The sequence below is a fragment of the Pseudomonas quasicaspiana genome (assembly GCF_021147825.1).
In the GTDB taxonomy this organism is placed as follows: Bacteria; Pseudomonadota; Gammaproteobacteria; order Pseudomonadales; family Pseudomonadaceae; genus Aquipseudomonas; species Aquipseudomonas quasicaspiana.
In genome coordinates this window covers 77,685-96,256 of record NZ_JAGTPI010000005.1, presented here as the reverse complement: position 1 = coordinate 96,256, position 18,572 = coordinate 77,685, and the positions used below count along the sequence as shown (strand labels likewise).

General features: G+C 58.2%; 16 protein-coding genes and 1 other RNA gene. All 17 read right to left on the bottom strand.

The annotated features are described in order from the left end of the window. Positions 1-79: 79 nt before the first annotated feature. The 17 genes from ftsZ to rsmI all read right to left on the bottom strand — a co-directional run bounded on the left by ftsZ (position 80) and on the right by rsmI (position 18,452). On the bottom strand, positions 80-1,267 hold the full coding sequence (gene ftsZ / locus KDX30_RS05510) for a cell division protein FtsZ (protein WP_027900248.1): 1,188 nt from the start codon (positions 1,265-1,267) through the stop codon (positions 80-82). A gap of 67 nt (positions 1,268-1,334) precedes the next feature. Continuing rightward, positions 1,335-2,594 (bottom strand): cell division protein FtsA, encoded by a 1,260-nt coding sequence (ftsA, locus tag KDX30_RS05505; protein WP_027900247.1) that lies wholly within the window; start codon positions 2,592-2,594, stop codon positions 1,335-1,337. Positions 2,595-2,608: 14 nt separating this feature from the next. Further along, positions 2,609-3,475 (bottom strand): cell division protein FtsQ/DivIB, encoded by an 867-nt coding sequence (locus KDX30_RS05500; protein ID WP_027900246.1) that lies wholly within the window; start codon positions 3,473-3,475, stop codon positions 2,609-2,611. 3 nt (positions 3,476-3,478) lie between these two features. Then, positions 3,479-4,438 carry a D-alanine--D-alanine ligase gene (locus KDX30_RS05495; RefSeq protein ID WP_099270933.1) on the bottom strand — a complete coding sequence of 320 codons (960 nt, stop codon included), beginning with the start codon at positions 4,436-4,438 and terminating at the stop codon, positions 3,479-3,481. After that, positions 4,435-5,895: a UDP-N-acetylmuramate--L-alanine ligase gene (gene murC / locus KDX30_RS05490; protein ID WP_231675203.1), complete on the bottom strand. Its 1,461-nt coding sequence runs from the start codon at positions 5,893-5,895 to the stop codon at positions 4,435-4,437. Before murC ends, KDX30_RS05495 begins: the two co-directional genes overlap by 4 nt. Next, positions 5,888-6,958, bottom strand: a complete 1,071-nt coding sequence (murG, locus tag KDX30_RS05485) for an undecaprenyldiphospho-muramoylpentapeptide beta-N-acetylglucosaminyltransferase (protein ID WP_231675202.1) — start codon at positions 6,956-6,958, stop codon at positions 5,888-5,890. The genes murC and murG overlap by 8 nt, the downstream gene beginning before the upstream one ends. Further along, on the bottom strand, positions 6,948-8,162 hold the full coding sequence (gene ftsW / locus KDX30_RS05480; RefSeq protein WP_027900242.1) for a putative lipid II flippase FtsW: 1,215 nt from the start codon (positions 8,160-8,162) through the stop codon (positions 6,948-6,950). The genes murG and ftsW overlap by 11 nt, the downstream gene beginning before the upstream one ends. After that, positions 8,159-9,505 carry a UDP-N-acetylmuramoyl-L-alanine--D-glutamate ligase gene (gene murD, locus KDX30_RS05475; protein WP_231675201.1) on the bottom strand — a complete coding sequence of 449 codons (1,347 nt, stop codon included), beginning with the start codon at positions 9,503-9,505 and terminating at the stop codon, positions 8,159-8,161. Before murD ends, ftsW begins: the two co-directional genes overlap by 4 nt. Before the next feature lie 5 nt (positions 9,506-9,510). Beyond that, the gene (gene mraY / locus KDX30_RS05470) at positions 9,511-10,593 is read right to left on the bottom strand and encodes a phospho-N-acetylmuramoyl-pentapeptide-transferase (RefSeq protein WP_027900240.1); all 1,083 of its coding nucleotides are present in this window, start codon (positions 10,591-10,593) and stop codon (positions 9,511-9,513) included. After that, entirely contained in the window at positions 10,593-11,963 is a 1,371-nt protein-coding gene (locus KDX30_RS05465; protein ID WP_231671662.1) for a UDP-N-acetylmuramoyl-tripeptide--D-alanyl-D-alanine ligase, read from the bottom strand. Before KDX30_RS05465 ends, mraY begins: the two co-directional genes overlap by 1 nt. After that, positions 11,956-13,419: a UDP-N-acetylmuramoyl-L-alanyl-D-glutamate--2,6-diaminopimelate ligase gene (locus KDX30_RS05460; protein ID WP_231675200.1), complete on the bottom strand. Its 1,464-nt coding sequence runs from the start codon at positions 13,417-13,419 to the stop codon at positions 11,956-11,958. Before KDX30_RS05460 ends, KDX30_RS05465 begins: the two co-directional genes overlap by 8 nt. Then, a complete protein-coding gene (locus tag KDX30_RS05455) occupies positions 13,419-15,155 on the bottom strand; it encodes a peptidoglycan D,D-transpeptidase FtsI family protein (RefSeq protein WP_027900237.1) in 1,737 nt (578 codons plus the stop codon). Before KDX30_RS05455 ends, KDX30_RS05460 begins: the two co-directional genes overlap by 1 nt. Further along, complete coding sequence (gene ftsL, locus KDX30_RS05450; protein WP_027900236.1) at positions 15,152-15,445, bottom strand: cell division protein FtsL; 294 nt, start codon at positions 15,443-15,445, stop codon at positions 15,152-15,154. Before ftsL ends, KDX30_RS05455 begins: the two co-directional genes overlap by 4 nt. Further along, positions 15,442-16,383, bottom strand: a complete 942-nt coding sequence (rsmH, locus tag KDX30_RS05445; protein WP_080238117.1) for a 16S rRNA (cytosine(1402)-N(4))-methyltransferase RsmH — start codon at positions 16,381-16,383, stop codon at positions 15,442-15,444. The genes ftsL and rsmH overlap by 4 nt, the downstream gene beginning before the upstream one ends. A gap of 2 nt (positions 16,384-16,385) precedes the next feature. Continuing rightward, positions 16,386-16,841, bottom strand: a complete 456-nt coding sequence (mraZ, locus tag KDX30_RS05440) for a division/cell wall cluster transcriptional repressor MraZ (RefSeq protein WP_004881513.1) — start codon at positions 16,839-16,841, stop codon at positions 16,386-16,388. 307 nt (positions 16,842-17,148) lie between these two features. Then, positions 17,149-17,507, bottom strand: an RNA gene (gene rnpB / locus KDX30_RS05435) — RNase P RNA component class A. 72 nt (positions 17,508-17,579) lie between these two features. After that, positions 17,580-18,452, bottom strand: a complete 873-nt coding sequence (gene rsmI, locus KDX30_RS05430) for a 16S rRNA (cytidine(1402)-2'-O)-methyltransferase (protein ID WP_027900234.1) — start codon at positions 18,450-18,452, stop codon at positions 17,580-17,582. Between the last annotated feature and the right edge of the window lie 120 nt (positions 18,453-18,572).

The window sequence follows — 18,572 nt, the reverse complement described above, 5'->3', positions numbered from 1 at the left end:
GTATCAACAAAGGCTGGCGATAATAGCAGACCCGGCCTTTGCTGAACACCAATCACCCTAATACCCCTGATACATTTCATCAATCAGCCTGACGACGCAGGAAAGCCGGGATGTCCAGGTAATCCAGATCGTCATTCGGGCTCATTTTTGCGGCTGTAGCGCCTGCGTGAGCCTGATTGCGCATCACGGTAGGACGATCCAGGTCGCGGTAGTTAACCGAAGGGGCTTCCTGACGAGCGGCAGCAGGCTGAGCCTGAGACGGCTGGGCAGTTTGCAGCGTGTTGTCGATAACCTTGACCGGCTTCTCGATTTTCGCGCCCAGACCTGTTGCAACCACAGTCACGTGCAGCTCGTCGCGCATGTCCGGATCGATAACAGTACCGACCTTGACCATTGCGTGCTCAGAGGCGAACGCTTCGATGATGCTACCCACGTCCGAGTACTCACCCAGAGACAGGTCAGGACCGGCAGTGATGTTGACCAGGATGCCGCGAGCGCCCTGCAGGTTGACGTCTTCGAGCAGCGGGTTACGAATGGCTGCTTCAGTCGCTTCACGTGCACGGTTCGGACCGCTGGCGCAGCCAGTGCCCATCATCGCCATACCCATTTCGCTCATCACGGTACGTACGTCGGCGAAGTCGACGTTGATCATGCCCGGACGCTTGATGATGTCGGAGATACCGCGAACGGCACCGGCCAGAACATCGTCTGCCTTGGCGAAAGCCGACAGCAGGCTGGCGTCTTTACCGAGGATGGTCAGCAGCTTCTCGTTAGGAATGGTGATCAACGAGTCGACGCTTTCGGACAACATGCGGATGCCTTCATCGGCGATCTGCATACGCTTGCGACCTTCGAACGGGAACGGACGAGTCACCACCGCTACGGTGAGGATGCCCATTTCCTTGGCCACTTCAGCAATGATCGGAGCTGCACCGGTACCGGTACCGCCGCCCATGCCAGTGGTGATGAAAACCATGTTGGTGCCCTGCAGAACTTCTGCAATGCGCTCACGATCTTCCAGAGCAGCCTGACGACCTACTTCAGGGTTGGCGCCAGCGCCAAGACCTTTGGTAACGCCAGTACCCAGTTGCAGGATGGTACGCGCGCCGATGTTTTTCAGCGCTTGAGCATCGGTGTTCGCGCAGATGAATTCCACGCCTTCGATGTTGCTCTTGACCATGTGATTAACGGCGTTGCCGCCACCACCACCCACACCGATAACTTTGATTACCGGGCTTTGCGGGACGTTGTCTACGAGTTCGAACATTTTCCCTCTCCTTTCATTCTCTAGTTTTTTTGCCTGGTGCCCACTGCTGCCATTACTGCTTTGAGGCTTAGAAGTTGCCTTGCACCCAGCGCTTGAAGCGTTCAAGCACTGGAGCTTTAGGCTCATCTCCATAGCCGCTACTGCTACTACTGATGCCAGACAAAGAGAAACCGTCAGACTGCTTTTGCAGGCCGTACAGCAACAAGCCGACACCGGTGGAATAAATCGGGTTACGCACGACATCTGCGAGCCCTTTGACGCTATGCGGCACACCCAGGCGCACCGGCATATGGAAGATTTCTTCGGCCAGTTCGACCGCGCCTTCCATTTTCGAGGTACCACCGGTCAGCACTATGCCGGCCGGGATAAGATCTTCGTAGCCACTGCGACGCAGTTCCGCCTGAATCAGGGTGAACAGTTCGTCGTAGCGTGGCTCGACCACTTCGGCCAGCGCCTGACGCGACAGCTCGCGCGGTGGACGGTCGCCGACGCTTGGCACTTTGATGGTTTCACCGGCACCGGCCAGCTTGGCCAGGGCGCAGGCGTAACGGATCTTGATTTCTTCGGCGTATTGCGTCGGTGTACGCAACGCCATAGCGATGTCATTGGTGACTTGATCACCGGCAATCGGGATCACCGCTGTATGGCGAATCGCACCCTCGGTGAAGATCGCGATGTCGGTCGTGCCGCCACCGATATCCACCAGACACACGCCCAGCTCTTTTTCGTCGTCGGTCAGAACCGAATAGGCCGAAGCGAGCTGTTCCAGAATGATGTCGTCAATTTCCAGACCACAGCGACGCACGCACTTCTCGATGTTTTGCGCGGCGTTCACTGCGCAGGTCACCACGTGCACTTTGGCTTCCAGACGTACGCCCGACATGCCCAGTGGCTCGCGAACGCCTTCCTGGTTATCGATCACGTAATCCTGCGGCAAGGTGTGCAGCACGCGCTGATCAGCCGGAATCGCAACCGCCTGAGCAGCGTCAAGTACACGCTCCAGGTCCGCCGAGCTGACTTCACGATCACGGATCGCGACGATGCCGTGGGAGTTCAGGCTGCGAATGTGGTTGCCCGCCACGCCGACGAACGCCGAGTGAATACGGCAGCCCGCCATCAGTTGGGCTTCCTCCACTGCGCGCTGGATCGACTGCACGGTGGACTCGATATTCACCACCACGCCCTTCTTCAGGCCGCGGGATGGATGGGTACCGATGCCGACGATTTCCAGCGTGCCATCGGCCGCGACTTCGCCTACCAGCGCCACCACCTTGGAGGTGCCGATATCCAAGCCAACGATCATTTTGCCGCTTTGCACGTTTGCCATGGTCCTGCCTCTTGTCAATTCTTCGCGACGGCGGGTTTGTCCGTCGGGGGCGCTGCCTGCTCGCGCCACCCGACGGCAAGGCCGTTGGAGTAACGCAGATCGACGCGCGCAATATTCGTGATCTGTTCTTTAAGCGTTTTGTCGTAAATGGCGATAAAACGGCGCATTTTTTCTACAAGGTGATCGCGTCCCAGCAACAGCTCGATACCGGGTCCCGCACTGCCCGCCCCCGTGGTCAAAAACCAGCTGCCACGTTCACGTAATTCCAGCCGAGCGATGGAAAACCCCATTGGGCGCAACATCTGACTCAACACCTGATACTGCTGCATCACCTGCTGCTGGGCCCGCTGCGGGCCAAACAATTGCGGCAGGTGTTCGTAATTGGCCAGCTCGCGTGGTGTAAATGCTTCGCCCTGATTGTTGAGCAAAGCTTCATCACCCCAGCGCGCCACCGGCAGTTGCTCCTCAAGACGGATCACTACTTGATCCGGCCATACACGCCGTACTTCTGCGTGAGCAATCCATGGCATCTTTTCCAGCTCGCTGCGCATGGCAGCAAGGTCGATGGTGAAGAAGCTCGCCGCGACATAAGGCGCGATCCGCTGCTGCACCGCCTGCTGGCTGATATAGCTCAGGTCGCCCTGAACGTTGATCTTGGTGATGGGCCGGTCCGCATAAGGCAGCAACCGCTGTGCGCCCTCGTAAACGCCGTAGCCCAGCGCAACCATCAATATCAACCAACCCAGCTTCTTGAAGAAACCGCCTACTTTGGCTTTCGGCACACGCGCCGAAAGCGGCTCTCTGGTCACCGTGCGACTGGCACCACGCGGCACCGGCTTGCGGCCGGATGCTGGAGGCTGATGACGCGCCGTCGCGTTCATGACTTAACCTCGCGCCTGGACGCTGTCGGCCAGAATCGCCAACACCAGTTGCTGAAAATCCAGACCTGCAGCACGGGCCGCCATCGGCACCAGACTGTGGTCGGTCATTCCCGGTACGGTGTTCACTTCCAGCAGCCAGAACTTGCCGTTTGCGTCCTGCATGACATCAGTACGCGCCCAGCCGGTAACGCCAACGGCTTCGCACGCGCGAGCGGTCAGTTGTTTGAGTTCCTGTTCCTTGGTGTCATCGAGCCCGCACGGAATCCGATACTGGGTATCGTCAGCCAGGTACTTGGCGTCGTAGTCGTAAAAGCTGTGAGGAGTGCCCAGGCCGATGGGAGGCAATACCTGGCCACGCAGGGATGCGATGGTGAACTCCGGACCTTGAATCCATTGCTCAACCAAAACTTGCGAATCGTAGGTACTGGCGGCTTTCCACGCGACGATCAATTCCTCGACGCTGGTCACCTTCGCCATACCGATACTGGAACCTTCATGAGCCGGTTTGACGATCAAAGGCAGGCCCAGTTCCGCGGCTGCTGAAATACAATCCGATTCACTGCCAAGCACTGCGTGCAAAGGCGTTGGCAGGCCAAGACTCTGCCAGACCTGCTTGGTCCGCAGCTTGTCCATAGCCAGCGCAGAAGCCAGCACGCCGCTGCCGGTGTAAGGAATATCCAGACACTCCAACAGGCCTTGCATGGTGCCGTCTTCGCCACCGCGTCCGTGCAGGACAATGAACGCACGATCAATCTTTTCACTGACCAGACGCTGCAGGAAATCGTCGCCGACATCGATGCCGAATGCATCGACACCGGCACTCTGCAACGCTTGCAACACCGCTTGCCCGGACTTCAGGGAAACCGGGCGCTCAGCACTCTTGCCACCGAACAGCACGGCAACGCGGCCGAACGATTTCGGCTCCAGCGTCGAGAGCAGGGACGATTGCAGTGGCGCAGTCATTTCAGCTTCCCTTCAGTAGGCGCAATGACGGCTCCCACGAACAACGGGCTTCTCAACAATTGCGGAGCCAGCCCGCCGATATCACCAGCGCCCTGGCACAGCAGGATGTCGCCCGCACGCAGCAGAGGCTTGACCAACGGCGCCAGCTCGACGCCGCGATCAATGTAGATAGGGTCCAGTTGACCACGCTGACGGATGCTGTGGCACAGGTTGCGGCTGTCCGCCCCCGGAATTGGCTCTTCGCCTGCCGGATAGACTTCCATCAGCAACAGCACGTTGGCCTCGGCCAGTACTTGCACGAAATCGTCGTACAGATCACGAGTCCGGCTAAAGCGGTGAGGCTGATAAACCATGACCAGACGACGGTCCGGCCAGCCGCCACGAACAGCGTTGATCACTGCAGCAACTTCGCGAGGGTGGTGACCGTAGTCATCAACCAGCATGACGTTGCCACCTTCGACCGGCAACTCGCCATAAACCTGGAAACGTCGACCAACACCCTGGAAGCCCGACAGGCCCTGGACAATGGCTTCGTCACTGACGCCTTCATCCGTAGCAATAGCGATGGTTGCCAGCGAATTAAGTACGTTGTGGTTGCCCGGCATGTTCACCGACACGTCCAGCGGCTCACGGTCGCGACGTAATACGGTGAAGAACGTCAGCATGCCTTCCTGGCGCACGTTGATAGCGCGCACGTCGGCCGTTTCGCTGAAGCCGTAGGTCACGGTTGGACGCTTGACCTGTGGCAGGATTTCACGCACGACCGGATCATCGATACACACCACCGCCAGACCATAGAAAGGCAGGTTGTGGAGAAACTCGACGAAGGTTTTCTTCAACTTGTTGAAGTCGCCTTCATAGGTCGCCATGTGATCGGCGTCGATGTTGGTGACCACTGCAACCAATGGCTGCAGATGCAGGAAGCTGGCATCGCTTTCATCGGCTTCGGCAATCAGGTAGCGACTGGTGCCCAGCTGCGCATTGGTACCGGCAGCGTTCAGACGACCACCGATCACGAATGTCGGGTCCAGACCACCGGCCGCGAACACCGAAGCGATGAGGCTGGTAGTGGTAGTTTTGCCATGCGTACCGGCAACGGCGATACCGTGGCGATAACGCATCAGCTCAGCCAGCATCTCGGCACGCGGCACCACCGGGATACGACGTTCAAGAGCAGTCGCCACTTCCGGGTTCGAAGTGTTCACGGCACTGGAAACAACCAGCACGTCAGCGCCGACGGTGTTTTCTGCGCGATGGCCGATGAAGATGTGCGCACCAAAGGACTCCAGGCGCTCGGTCACCGGGGAGGCCTTCAGGTCGGAACCGGAGACTTCATAACCCAGGTTCAACAAGACTTCGGCAATCCCGCACATACCCACGCCGCCGATACCGACGAAGTGGATGCGACGGATACGGCGCATTTCCGGCTGTGGCATGGCGCGTTGATTCTCAACCATTAGCCACCTCCAGGCAGATATCTACAACGGTATTGGTTGCATCAGGCTTGGCCAGCCGGCGGGCGGTGCGCGCCATTGTGTTGAGTTGTTCGGGTTGCATCAAAACCTCTTTCAGACGCGCCGCCATATCGGCTGCGTCAGTTGTCGCTTGTGGCATGACGAAGGCTGCGCCCTCGTGAGCCAGATAGTCGGCGTTACGGGACTGGTGATCGTCGATCGCATGGGGCAATGGCACCAACAGCGAGGGCAGTCCGGCCGCCGCCAATTCACTGATGGTCAGCGCGCCTGCGCGACAGACCACCAGGTCGGCCCAGCCATAGGCTTGGGCCATGTCTTTGATGAACGGGGCGACCTGCGCCTCGACACCGGCAGCGCGATAACGCTCTGAGGTGATTTCGTCGTGATTCTTGCCAGCCTGATGAAACACTTCAGGCCGAAACTCCGCAGGCACCTGCGAAAGGGCCTCGGGTAATAATTTGTTCAGTGGCTCGGCACCGAGGCTGCCACCCAATACCAGCAAGCGCGCCTTGCGCCCGGCCAGCGCCTGACGCGGTGTTTCCAGAAACAGCTCGGCACGTACCGGGTTACCCGTAGTGCGGCGTTTTTCGGAAGCTGCGAAGGTGTTCGGGAACGCCTCACATACACGGCTGGCGAACGAGGCCAGACTGCGATTGGCAGTACCCGCAACCGCGTTCTGCTCATGAATGATCAAAGGTACTTTGCCCAGCTTCGCGGCAAGGCCGCCTGGACCGGTGACATAACCACCGAAGCCCACTACGCAAACCGGCTTGAGCTCACGCACGACTTTACGAGCCTGCATCAACGCTTTGAGCAACATCAGAGGTGCCTTGAGCAAGGAAAGTCGACCCTTGCCGCGCAAACCGGTGACGTTGATCAGGTGCAGAGCAAACCCGGCCTGTGGCACCAGTTCGTTCTCGATGCCCCGAGGCGTACCGAGCCAATGCACCTTGTAACCACGGGCCTGAAACTCGCGCGCGCAGGCCAGCGCCGGGAATACATGTCCGCCGGTGCCGCCAGCCATGATCAGCACGTTAGCGTCCATGATTAGGCTCCTCGGCGAAGTCACTTTCATTGAATTCCGCTTCTTCGCTGCCCATGTTGTTGCGCGATTCCCACTCGATCCGCAACAGCAGACCCAGGCTTGCGCAGCAGATCACCAACGAGCTGCCGCCGTAGCTGAGAAACGGCAGGGTCAGACCCTTGGTTGGCAACAGGCCGACGTTCACACCAATATTGATCAGGAACTGGCCGATCCACAGGAAGGCCAGGCCGTAAGCCACGTAAGCGCCGAAGAACTGCTTGGCGCGCTCGGCCCACATGCCGATGTACATGGCGCGGATACTGACGAACACGAATAGCGCGACGGTCAACAACGAACCCACTACGCCCAGTTCTTCAGCGAGTACCGAGAACACGAAGTCAGTGTGGGCTTCAGGCAGATAGAACTGCTTCTGCACGCTGTTGCCCAGACCAACGCCCAGCCACTCTCCACGTCCAAACGCGATCAGAGCCTGAGTCAACTGGTAGCCGGAACCGAACTGGTCGGACCATGGGTCGGTGAAGGTAATCAGACGCGCCATCCGATACGGTTGAGCCTGAACCAGCACGAACACCGCGCCAACCGCCAGGGCAACCATCAGACTGAAACGGAACAGCCCTACGCCACCGAGGAAGAGCATCGCAGCCGCTGCGCCCATCATCACGACGGTGGCACCGAAGTCCGGCTCCATGAGCAACAGACCGGCCATTGGCAGCAGGACGATGAATGGCTTGAAGAAGCCCATCCAGCTTTCGCGAACTTCCTGCTGGCGACGAATCAGGTAACCGGCGAGGAAAATCACCACGAAGACCTTGGCGATCTCCGAAGGCTGAACGTTGAACATGCCAAAGCCGATCCAGCGCATCGAGCCGTTTACCTCACGGCCAACACCCGGTATCAGCACCATGACAAGCAGACCAAATGCGCCCAACAGCATCATCCAGCCCAAACGCTGCCAGGTGGCGACCGGAATCATCATGGTCAAGCCACAGGCGAAGATGCCGATAATCATGTAGATCAAATGGCGAGTCATCATGTAGAGGGTGTTGCCGGAGTTCACCGCCGCCACTTCCGAGGAAGCAGAGGTGATCATCACCAGACCCAGGCCCAGCAACGCCAGGCAGCCCGCCAGCATCGGGAAGTCGACATCAATGCCACGGCCGCTGATGATCGGGGACGGGAAAGGCTTGATTACGCCGAAGATCATGACAAGTCCCCCACGGCTTGCGCGAACAGACGACCGCGCTCTTCGTAGTTCTTGAACATGTCGAAACTGGCGCACGCCGGAGACAGCAGAACGGCGTCGCCCGCCTGCGCAATATCGGCGCAGCGCAAAACAGCGTCTTCAAGCGTTGCAACCCGGATCAGTTCTACGCCATCGCCCAACGCCTGCGCGATCAGCTCGGCGTCGCGGCCGATGAGCACCACAGCGCGGCAGTTGGCAGCAACCGGCGCACGCAGACCACTGAAATCGGCACCCTTGCCATCACCGCCGGCAATCAGCACCAGTTTGCCGTCGATGTCTGCACCGAGGCCTTCAATGGCAGCCAGTGCGGCACCCACGTTGGTGGCTTTGGAGTCATCGTAATAGCTCACGCCATTGCGCTCACGCAGCCATTGGCAACGATGCTCCAGGCCGCCAAAAGTGCGCAGGCTGGACAGCATGGCGTCCATCGGCAAACCGACAGCGTGGCCCAGCGCAAGCGCAGCCAGAGCATTGGACTGATTATGAGCGCCACGGATTTTCAATTCGCGTACAGGCATCAGGTTGTCGAACTGGAAGGCGAGATATTTTTCGCCGTCTTCTTCGCGCAAACCAAAGCCATGGAAGTCGGGTTTGTTCAGGCCAAAAGTCCAGCACGGCAGACCTTCACCAATCAACGGCCGGGTCAGGACGTCCTGACGGTTGACCACCACCTGACGAGCGCCACGAAATACACGGTGCTTGGCGAGATGGTAAGCAGGCAAACCGCTGTAACGGTCCATGTGGTCTTCACTGATGTTCAGCACGGTCGCCACTTCTGCGCCGAGCTGATCAGTGGTTTCCAGTTGGAAGCTGGAGAGCTCCATCACGTAGAGTTCGACATCGTCGCTGAGCAGATCCAGCGCGGGCGTACCCAGATTACCGCCGACCGCCACACGCTTGCCCGACGCCGCAGCCATCTCGCCGACCAGCGTGGTCACGGTGCTTTTCGCGTTGGAGCCAGTGATCGCAATGATCGGGGCCTTGGCGTAACGGGCAAACAACTCGATATCGCCGGACAGCTTCACACCACGCGCAGCGGCTTGCTGCAACGCCGGGGTCGCCAGTGCGAGACCCGGGCTCACGTAAAGCTCGTTGGCACGGCACAGGAATTCAACGTCCAGTTCGCCACAACGCACATCCACCTGCGGATAGTCACGACGCAAAGTCGCCAGCTCCGGTGGATTTTCCCGCGTATCGGCCACGGCAAAGGACACGCCCCGGCTCGCCAGGAAGCGAACCAGGGACATGCCGCTCTTGCCGAGGCCGACAATGATGCGGAAATGGTCTGAAGCGATAAGAGACACTCGTTCTACCTCAGTTTCAGCGTGGCAAGGCCGATCAACACGAGAATCACGGTAATGATCCAGAAGCGGACGATCACACGCGGCTCGGGCCAGCCTTTGAGTTCAAAGTGGTGGTGGATCGGAGCCATGCGGAAAACGCGGCGGCCGGTCAATTTAAAGGATGCAACCTGAATGACGACTGACAGGGTTTCCATCACGAACACGCCGCCCATGATGAACAGGACGATTTCCTGACGAACGATGACGGCAATGGTGCCCAGCGCTGCACCGAGTGCCAGCGCGCCCACATCGCCCATGAAGACCTGAGCCGGGTAGGTGTTGAACCACAGGAAGCCAAGCCCGGCACCGATCAATGCCCCACAGAACACAATCAGTTCACCCGCGCCTGGTACATAGGGGATCAGCAGGTATTCAGCGAATTTCACGTTACCTGACAGGTAGCAGAAGATGCCCAGCGCGCCACCCACCAGAACCGTTGGCAGAATCGCCAGACCGTCCAGGCCGTCGGTCAGGTTGACCGCGTTACTGGAGCCCACGATCACGAAGTAGGTCAGCACGATAAAGCCGATGCCCAACGCAATACTGGCGTCTTTGAACATCGGAATAATCAGCGTGGTTTCCACAGCCGAAGGCGCGGTTACGTACAGGAAGATAGCCGCGCACAAGCCAAATACCGACTGCCAGAAATACTTCCAGCGGCTCGGCAGGCCTTTAGAGTTCTTTTCAATGACCTTGCGGTAATCGTCCACCCAGCCAATGCCGCCGAATAGCAATGTCACCAGCAGCACCACCCAGACATAGCGGTTGCTCAGGTCAGCCCAGAGCAAAGTGCTGATACCAATGGAAGACAGAATCAACGCCCCGCCCATGGTCGGCGTACCGGATTTGGACAGGTGAGACTGTGGCCCGTCATTACGAACGGACTGGCCGATTTGGCGCATCTGCAATGCACGGATCATCCAGGGACCCAGGCACAGCGAGAGCGACAATGCAGTGAGCACGCCGAGAATCCCGCGCAGGGTCAGGTATTGGAAGACCGCGAAGCCTTTGTGGAACTGTTGCAGAAACTCGGCCAGCAGCAGCAGCATTAATGTGTCTCCAGGCTAGAACCGCAGAGGGCGGCAACGACGTTTTCCATCGCAGCGCTCCGCGAGCCCTTGATCAAAATAGTGGTTTGAGGATCCTGTTCGGCGCCCAGCGCAGCGATCAGGTCAGTCTGATTGGCAAAATGGCGCGCATGCTCACCGAAGGCACTGACCGCGTGGGCCATCAACGGACCAACGGCATACAGCGCGGAGACCTTGCCAGAGGCATAGGCACCGACGTCGCGATGACCTTGTTCGGCCCAGTCGCCCAGCTCGCCGATATCACCGAGGACCAACACGGTACGGCCGGAAAAACCGGTGAGAATATCTACGGCAGCATTGATGGAGCTCGGATTCGCGTTGTAGGTGTCATCGATAACGCGCACGCCATTAAGACCGAGCTGCGCAACAGTGCGACCTTTGACTGGCTGCACAGCATTGAGCCCGGCGACGATGCCGTTCAGATCGACGCCCATGGCGTGACCTGCAGCCGCCGCGGCCAACGCATTGGCCACATTGTGCGTACCCAGCAGATTGAGCTGCACCGCTGCCGAGCCCAGTGGGCTATTCAGCATGAAGCCAGGGCAACCCCGAGCATCAAGGCTCAGTTCCTGAGCATGGAAATCGGCGCTTTGATCAGCGATCGCGAAGCTCACGATGCGGCGATCACCTGCGCGGGCTGCCCAGATCGGGAAAGCCTTGTCTTCTTTATTAAGAACAGCGACGCCAAAGCTATCGAGTCCTTCGAGAATTTCGCCTTTGGCTTCGACAATTTTGTCTGGCCCGCCAAACTCGCCAACGTGAGCCGTGCCCGCATTAGTAATCAGCGCGACGTGAGGCTTGGTCAGACTGACAGTGAACGCGATTTCGCCCACACGAGAGGCGCCCATTTCGATGACGGCAGCCGAGTACTCAGGCGCCAGTTCAAGGAGGGTCAACGGAACGCCAAGCTCGTTGTTCAGGTTGCCACGGGTAGCCAGAACCGGCCCGCGAGTGCGCATCACGCTGGCGAGCATTTCTTTAACCGTGGTTTTGCCGCTGGAGCCTGTAATCGCTGCAACGGGTCTGTCGACAAACGCATTGCGATTGAGCGCACCCAGTTGGGCGAGCGCCTTGCGGGTATCGAGCACCACCAGTTGCGGCAATGCGGCATCCGGGATTTCACGCTCGACCAATGCACCTACCGCGCCTTTGGCGGCGACTTGTTCCAGGTAATCATGACCGTCAAAACGCGGCCCCGTCAGTGCCACGAACAGTTGACCCGGCTTGATAGCGCGGCTGTCGATGCTCACGCCATCAAAAGTACGATCATCGCCCACGAGACGCGCATCGAGCACTGTGGTCAATTCACTGAGAGATAACGGCCTAAGCATTCGTCACCCCCCATACGGCCAACGCCTTGGCAGCCTCTTCCAGATCGGAGAATGGCTGGCGCTGATCGTTGATTTCCTGATAGTCCTCGTGACCTTTGCCTGCGAGCACAATCACGTCGCTGGCTTCAGCGCTGGCGATGATTTCGGCAATTGCCTGACCACGGCCTTCGACGAAACGAACGTTGTGCGCAGCGCTGAAACCTTGACGAATGTCATCGAATATCTGCGCTGAAGCTTCTGTACGAGGATTGTCATCAGTAACAAGGACGCAATCAGCCAGACGCTCAACGACTTCCGCCATCAGCGGACGCTTGCCGCGATCACGATCACCGCCGCAGCCGAACAGGCACAACAAGCGGCCTTTGGCGTGCGGGCGCAAAGCGGTCAGTACTTTTTCCAGAGCATCCGGAGTGTGGGCATAGTCGACCACCACCAGCGGCTTATCACCGCCGCCCAAACGCTGCATGCGCCCCACCGGACCTTCCAGCTTCGGCAGAACTTTAAGAATCTCGTCCAGGGCATAATCCAGGCCGAGCAAGGCGCCTACTGCGCCGAGTACGTTGCTCAGGTTGAATCGACCCAACAAACTGCTGCGCAACAGGTGTTGACCCTGCGGCGTGACCAGTGTGGCGCGAACACCTTCGTCATCGAATTTCGCATCACGGCAATACAGATAAGCGCTGGAATCTTCCAGGCTATAAGTAATGAGACGGGACTCGCGCTTTTCAGCCGCCAGCGTACGACCGAAATCATCGTCGATATTGATCACGCGGCAACGCAGATCAGACCAGGCGAACAGCTTGGCCTTGGCCGCGCCGTAGGCTTCCATCGTGCCGTGGTAGTCAAGATGGTCACGGGACAGGTTGGTCAACACGGCGACATCAAAAGCCAGAGCGGTTGCACGCCCCTGGTCAAGACCATGAGACGAAACTTCGATTGCGATCGCACGTGCACCGGCCTTCTTCAGGTCAGACAACGTCGCCTGCACCGCGATAGGGTCAGGGGTGGTGTGTCGACCGCTTTGCAGTGAACCGTAAAATCCAGTACCCAACGTGCCGACGATGCCGCAATGCTGCCCCAGCAGATCCAGCGCTTGCGCGACCAGTTGGGTGACACTGGTTTTGCCATTAGTGCCCGTCACGCCAACCATGTTGAGGCTGCGGCTCGGATCACCATAAAAACGCCCGGCAATATCCGACAACTGGGCAGCAAGACCTCTGACCGGAATCATTGGCACGTCGGTGATCGGCAGTACTTTCGCACCTTCGACTTCATAGGCCACTGCTGCGGCCCCATGCGCCAGAGCGTCGACGATATGATCGCGGCCGTCAGAGCGGCCACCGGGGACGGCGAGAAACAAATCGCCGCCGCGCACTTTACGGCTGTCCAGCGTCAGCTCGCGAATCATCAGATCGCTGGAAGCGTGGGCGAAAATCTTGTTCAGGCTGGACGACATCAACCACGCCCTCCTTTAACGACTGGAGCTGCATTGACCTGCTCTACGGGAATCGGAGCGAGGTTGTCAGGTGTCACGTTCATCAGACGCAAGGTGCCGGACATAACCTTGCTGAACACAGGCGCCGATACCAGACCGCCGTAGTAACCGCCCTTGCTTGGTTCATCAATGACGACAACCACGGCGTAGCGCGGATTGCTCATCGGACCGAAGCCCGCGAACAGCGAGCGATAGGAGTTTTCTGCGTAGCCCTTGGTACCGACCGACGTTTTACGTGCCGTACCACTCTTGCCTGCTACGTGATACGAAGGGACACGTGCGCGATAAACACCACGAGAATCTTCAATCACTGCCTGCAGCATGGTTTGCAGGGTCTTGGCGGTCGGCTCCGGAATAGCCTGGGTTGCTACCGGCGGCTTGTCGCTTTTCAAAATGGTCAGCGGCACGATGCGGCCGTTGTTGGCGATGGCCGCATAGGCGTGCACCAGTTGCAGCGCCGTGACGGACAAACCGTAGCCGTAAGATAGCGTTGCAGTTTCAGCCTTGCGCCACTCACGATAATTCGGCAAGTTACCGACACGCTCACCCGGGAAGCCCAGGCCGGTGTACTGCCCCAGGCCCACGCGCTGCATGGCCTGGAAAATCGCTTCACCACCAACGTCAAACGCGACCTTACTCATGCCGACGTTACTGGAGTTGATCAGGATGCCGGTCAGGTCGAGAACCGGACCTTCAGTCTTGGTCACGTCGCGGATCGTGTATTTGCCAATCTGCAAGGTGCCGGGATAAACCTCAACCTTGTCAGTCGGTTTCCAGCGACCACTGTCGAGCGCGGCGGTCATGGAGATCGGCTTCATGGTCGAACCAGGTTCGAACACGTCAATGATCGCCCGGTTACGCATGGCTGCCGGAACCATGGTGCGACGGTTGTTCGGGTTGTAAGTCGGGAAGTTGACCATGGCCAAAACTTCGCCGGTCTTGACGTCCATGATGACCATGCTGCCGGCCTTGGCTTCGTTCTCGACGATTGCATTACGCAGTTCGCGAGTGGCCAGATATTGCAGGCGTAGATCAATGGACAACGCCACGGTCTTTCCAGCCTTGGCGTTTTTGGTGACCTGAACGTCTTTAATCAGTCGTCCTCGCCGATCCTTGATGACCTGTCTTTTCCCGGGAACACCCGCGAGCCAGTCGTCATAGGCCAGCTCGACACCTTCGCGACCGTGGTCGTCGAGGTCAGTGAAGCCAACCATGTGGGCGGTCACGTCACCAGCAGGATAAAAGCGGCGGAACTCTTCAATGCCGTAAACGCCTGGCACTTTCAGATCAAGCACAGCCTGACCATGCTCAGGCGTCAGGCCGCGGACCAGATAGATGAATTCCTTACCGGCCTGCGAGTCCAGGCGCTCAGCCAGGGCCTTGGGATCCTGCCCCAACGCGGTAGCCAGAACAGCCCACTTGCTTTTATCCAGCTGCATTTCTTTCGGGTTGGCCCACAAGGTCGTCACCGGCGTACTGACAGCCAAAGGCTCGCCATTACGATCGGTAATCAGACCACGGTGTGCCGGAATGGGAATATGCCGAAGACTGCGCGCATCACCCTGCTCCTTGAGGAACGTGTGATCGACCACTTGCAGGTCGATGATCCGCCAGCAAATAGCTGCGACCAATGCCAGCAACAAGCCGACAACGACGCGAAAACGCCATGGGTAAAGTGCGCCGTCTAGCTTCATCATGGCGCCACCATCCGCACTTCCGCTGCGCTAGGGATGCGCATCTTCAGTTGTTCAGTGGCGAGGGTTTCGATACGGCTGTGGGCGGTCCAGGTGCTCTGTTCGAGAATCAGACGGCCCCATTCAGCCTGCGCCTTGTCACGAATGCTCAGCTCTGAGTACAGCGAATTGAGCAACTGACGATTCCAGTGGGCACTGTAGGAAACACCAATCGCCGAAACGAGGACGGCGAGAAACAGCAGCAGCATGAAGAAGCTGCCGCCTGGTAAAGGCTTGAGGAACTGACGGCTCACCTGAGCTTCTCCGCGACACGCATGACAGCGCTGCGCGAGCGTGGATTGGCTTTGGTTTCTTCGTCCGAGGCGAATTGTGCTTTGCCGATGAGTTTGATCTTCGGCTCAAAGGCCTTGTACTGGATCGGCAAGTTGCGCGGCATATTGTCCGCTTCACCCTTGACGAGTTTGCGCATGAACAGTTTTACGATGCGGTCTTCAAGGGAGTGGAAGCTGATGACAACCAGGCGCCCGCCCACTTCCAGCGCTTCAAGCGCAGCTTCAAGACCCGCTTCAAGGTCGCCCAGCTCGTTATTGACATGAATGCGCAGGCCCTGAAAAGCACGTGTCGCCGGATTCTTGCCTTTTTCCCAGGCCGGGTTGGCGACCTTGAGTACTTCAGCCAGATCAGCCGTGCGCTCGAAAGGCTGCACTTCACGGCGTGCAACGACAGCACCAGCCATACGCTTGGCGAAACGCTCTTCGCCATATTCCTTGAATACACGGGCAATTTCTTCGACGGGTGCAGTGGCGATGAACTCGGCAGCGCTGACGCCACGGGTCGGGTCCATGCGCATATCCAGCGGGCCGTCGTTCATGAAGCTGAAGCCGCGCTCAGGATCATCAAGCTGTGGCGAGGAAACACCGAGATCCAGAAGAATCCCACTGACCTTGCCCGCAATGCCGCGTGCTTGAGCCTCCGAGCCCAGTTCAGCGAAGCTGCGCTGCACAATGACAAAGCGGCCGTCTTCGGCCGCTAGCGCTTGCCCGGTGGCAATTGCTTGAGGATCTTTGTCGAATCCTAGCAATCGGCCATCAGGGCCAAGCTTCTCCAATACGAGTCGGCTATGTCCGCCGCGCCCGAAAGTGCCGTCCATATAGCAGCCATCAGCACGCACCGCGAGAGCCTCTACGGCTTCGTCGAGCAGTACGGTGATGTGGGTAAAGCCGCTATTCATAGTCACAGGATCAGATCACGTAATTCATCAGGCATCGCGCCCGGTTGTTGAATGGCCGCCAGATCCGCATCAGCAAGAGCGTTCCAGGCGTCCTCGTCCCACAGTTGAAACTTATTGAGCTGGCCTACTAACATCACGCGCTTATCCAATTTGGCATATTCACGAAGACGCGGCGGAACCAGGAAACGCCCACTCCCATCCAGCTCCAGATCAACCGCATTACCAATCAGCAAACGCTGCAGGCGGCGGTTTTCTTCGCGGAAAGTAGCGAGCTCACGCAATTTCGCCTCGATCAGCTCCCATTCGGAGAGCGGATAAAGGCATAAGCAAGGGTCTACAGCATCAATGGTCACGATCAATTGCCCGGCGCTACGCGAATCCAACTCGTCACGGTACCGGCTCGGCATAGCGAGACGGCCCTTTGCATCGAGATTGATTGCGTTGGCACCACGAAACACAGGCGCTTTCTCCGAATTCTAGCTTTTTGCGTTAAAAAAACCCACTTCGCGCCACTTTCTGCCACTTGCGCACACTATAGGAACCCGCCCACCACACAGTCAAGGCACGGTCTTAAGGAAAACCCTTACATAACTGGGATTTAGGAGCGATATCGGACGGTTAGCGCGAATTTCAGGAGGGGTCTTACGGAAAATTCCGACACAGCTCAAAACGCTGCAGCGCGAACTTAAAGTGATTTGTGAGGTTTAAGATTTTTTTGGTATTACGGAGGGTGTAATACAGCTGAAACGAGAGGGGAGAAAAAAGGTGGAGAGTCGATCTATAAGCCGGGTTCTGTCGAGGACAGTCATTCCTCTACGACGGCCATCACTGGACGTCTTTAGCAACCTACCCGGTTCCAGCGCGGGCCACGCCTAGGAACCCTATTTGGTCTTGCTCCGAGTGGGGTTTACCTTGACCACGAACTGTTGCCAGACGCGCGGTGCGCTCTTACCGCACCTTTTCACCCTTACCGGCGCCGAAGCGCTTAGGCGGTTATTTTCTGTGGCACTTTCCGTAGGCTCACGCCTCCCAGGCGTTACCTGGCACTCCGCCCTATGGAGCCCGGACTTTCCTCCCCCCCTTAATTGCGAACAATAAGAGGCAGCGACTGTCCAATCGACTCTCCGCCGACAAGGTTAGCGGCACAGCTACCTCAGAACAAGCTTTAATACGTCGCGAACTCGGGTTGCAGGGATTTATTCGCCCTTTTGCTTGTCCAGAGCCACCTGATAAAGCAGATTTTTACGCACACCGGTAATTTCCGCTGCCAGGGCTGCGGCACGCTTGAGCGGCATCTCTGCAAGCAGGAGATCCAGAATCCGTCGCGCCTCGCTACCGATGACGTCTTCATCTTCCGGCTCGGTCCAGCCCGCCACCAACACCACACACTCGCCACGCTGCTGATTGCTGTCGCTTTCGACAAATTCACGCAGCTCAGCGAGCGGCAACCCTTTGAGGGTTTCGAAGGTTTTAGTCAGCTCGCGGGCCAGCAATGCAGGTCGCTGCGCACCGAAGACCAGTTCCAGATCCTGCAGACATTCAAGAATACGATGCGGCGCTTCATAGAAGATCAGGGTGCGTGGCTCTTCTTTAAGCAGCTCCAGGCGAGCGCGACGGCCTACAGCCTTGGCAGGCAAGAAACCCTCGAAAATAAAACGATCAGACGGCAGACCAGCCGCCGAGAGCGCAGCAATCAACGCGCAGGCACCTGGCACCGGGACGACTGCAATACCCGCAGCGCGAGCCTGACGCACCAGGTGATACCCAGGATCAGAGATCAGTGGCGTCCCCGCATCGGAGATCAGCGCAACATCATCGCCCGCCAGCAGACGAGTAATAAACCGACTGCCCTCTTCGCGTTCGTTATGCTCGTGACACGCAGCCAATGGCGTTGATATGCCGAAATGCTGCATCAATCGTGATGAGTGGCGCGTATCCTCGGCGGCAATCAGCGCCACCTCGCGCAAGACCTTCAATGCCCGCACGCTCATGTCATCCAGATTGCCGATTGGCGTGGCCACTACATAAAGCGAGCCCGCGGCGGAATTCAAAGCAACTGGAGCAGTCAAAGCGCAGACCTCATGATTTGTTACCCTTCAGGGCGAAGGTCATCATTGTACAGACTACGACCGCGACCAATGACTCGCAGACTCAAGGAAGACCTGAAAAAGGGAGGAAAAGTCATGATT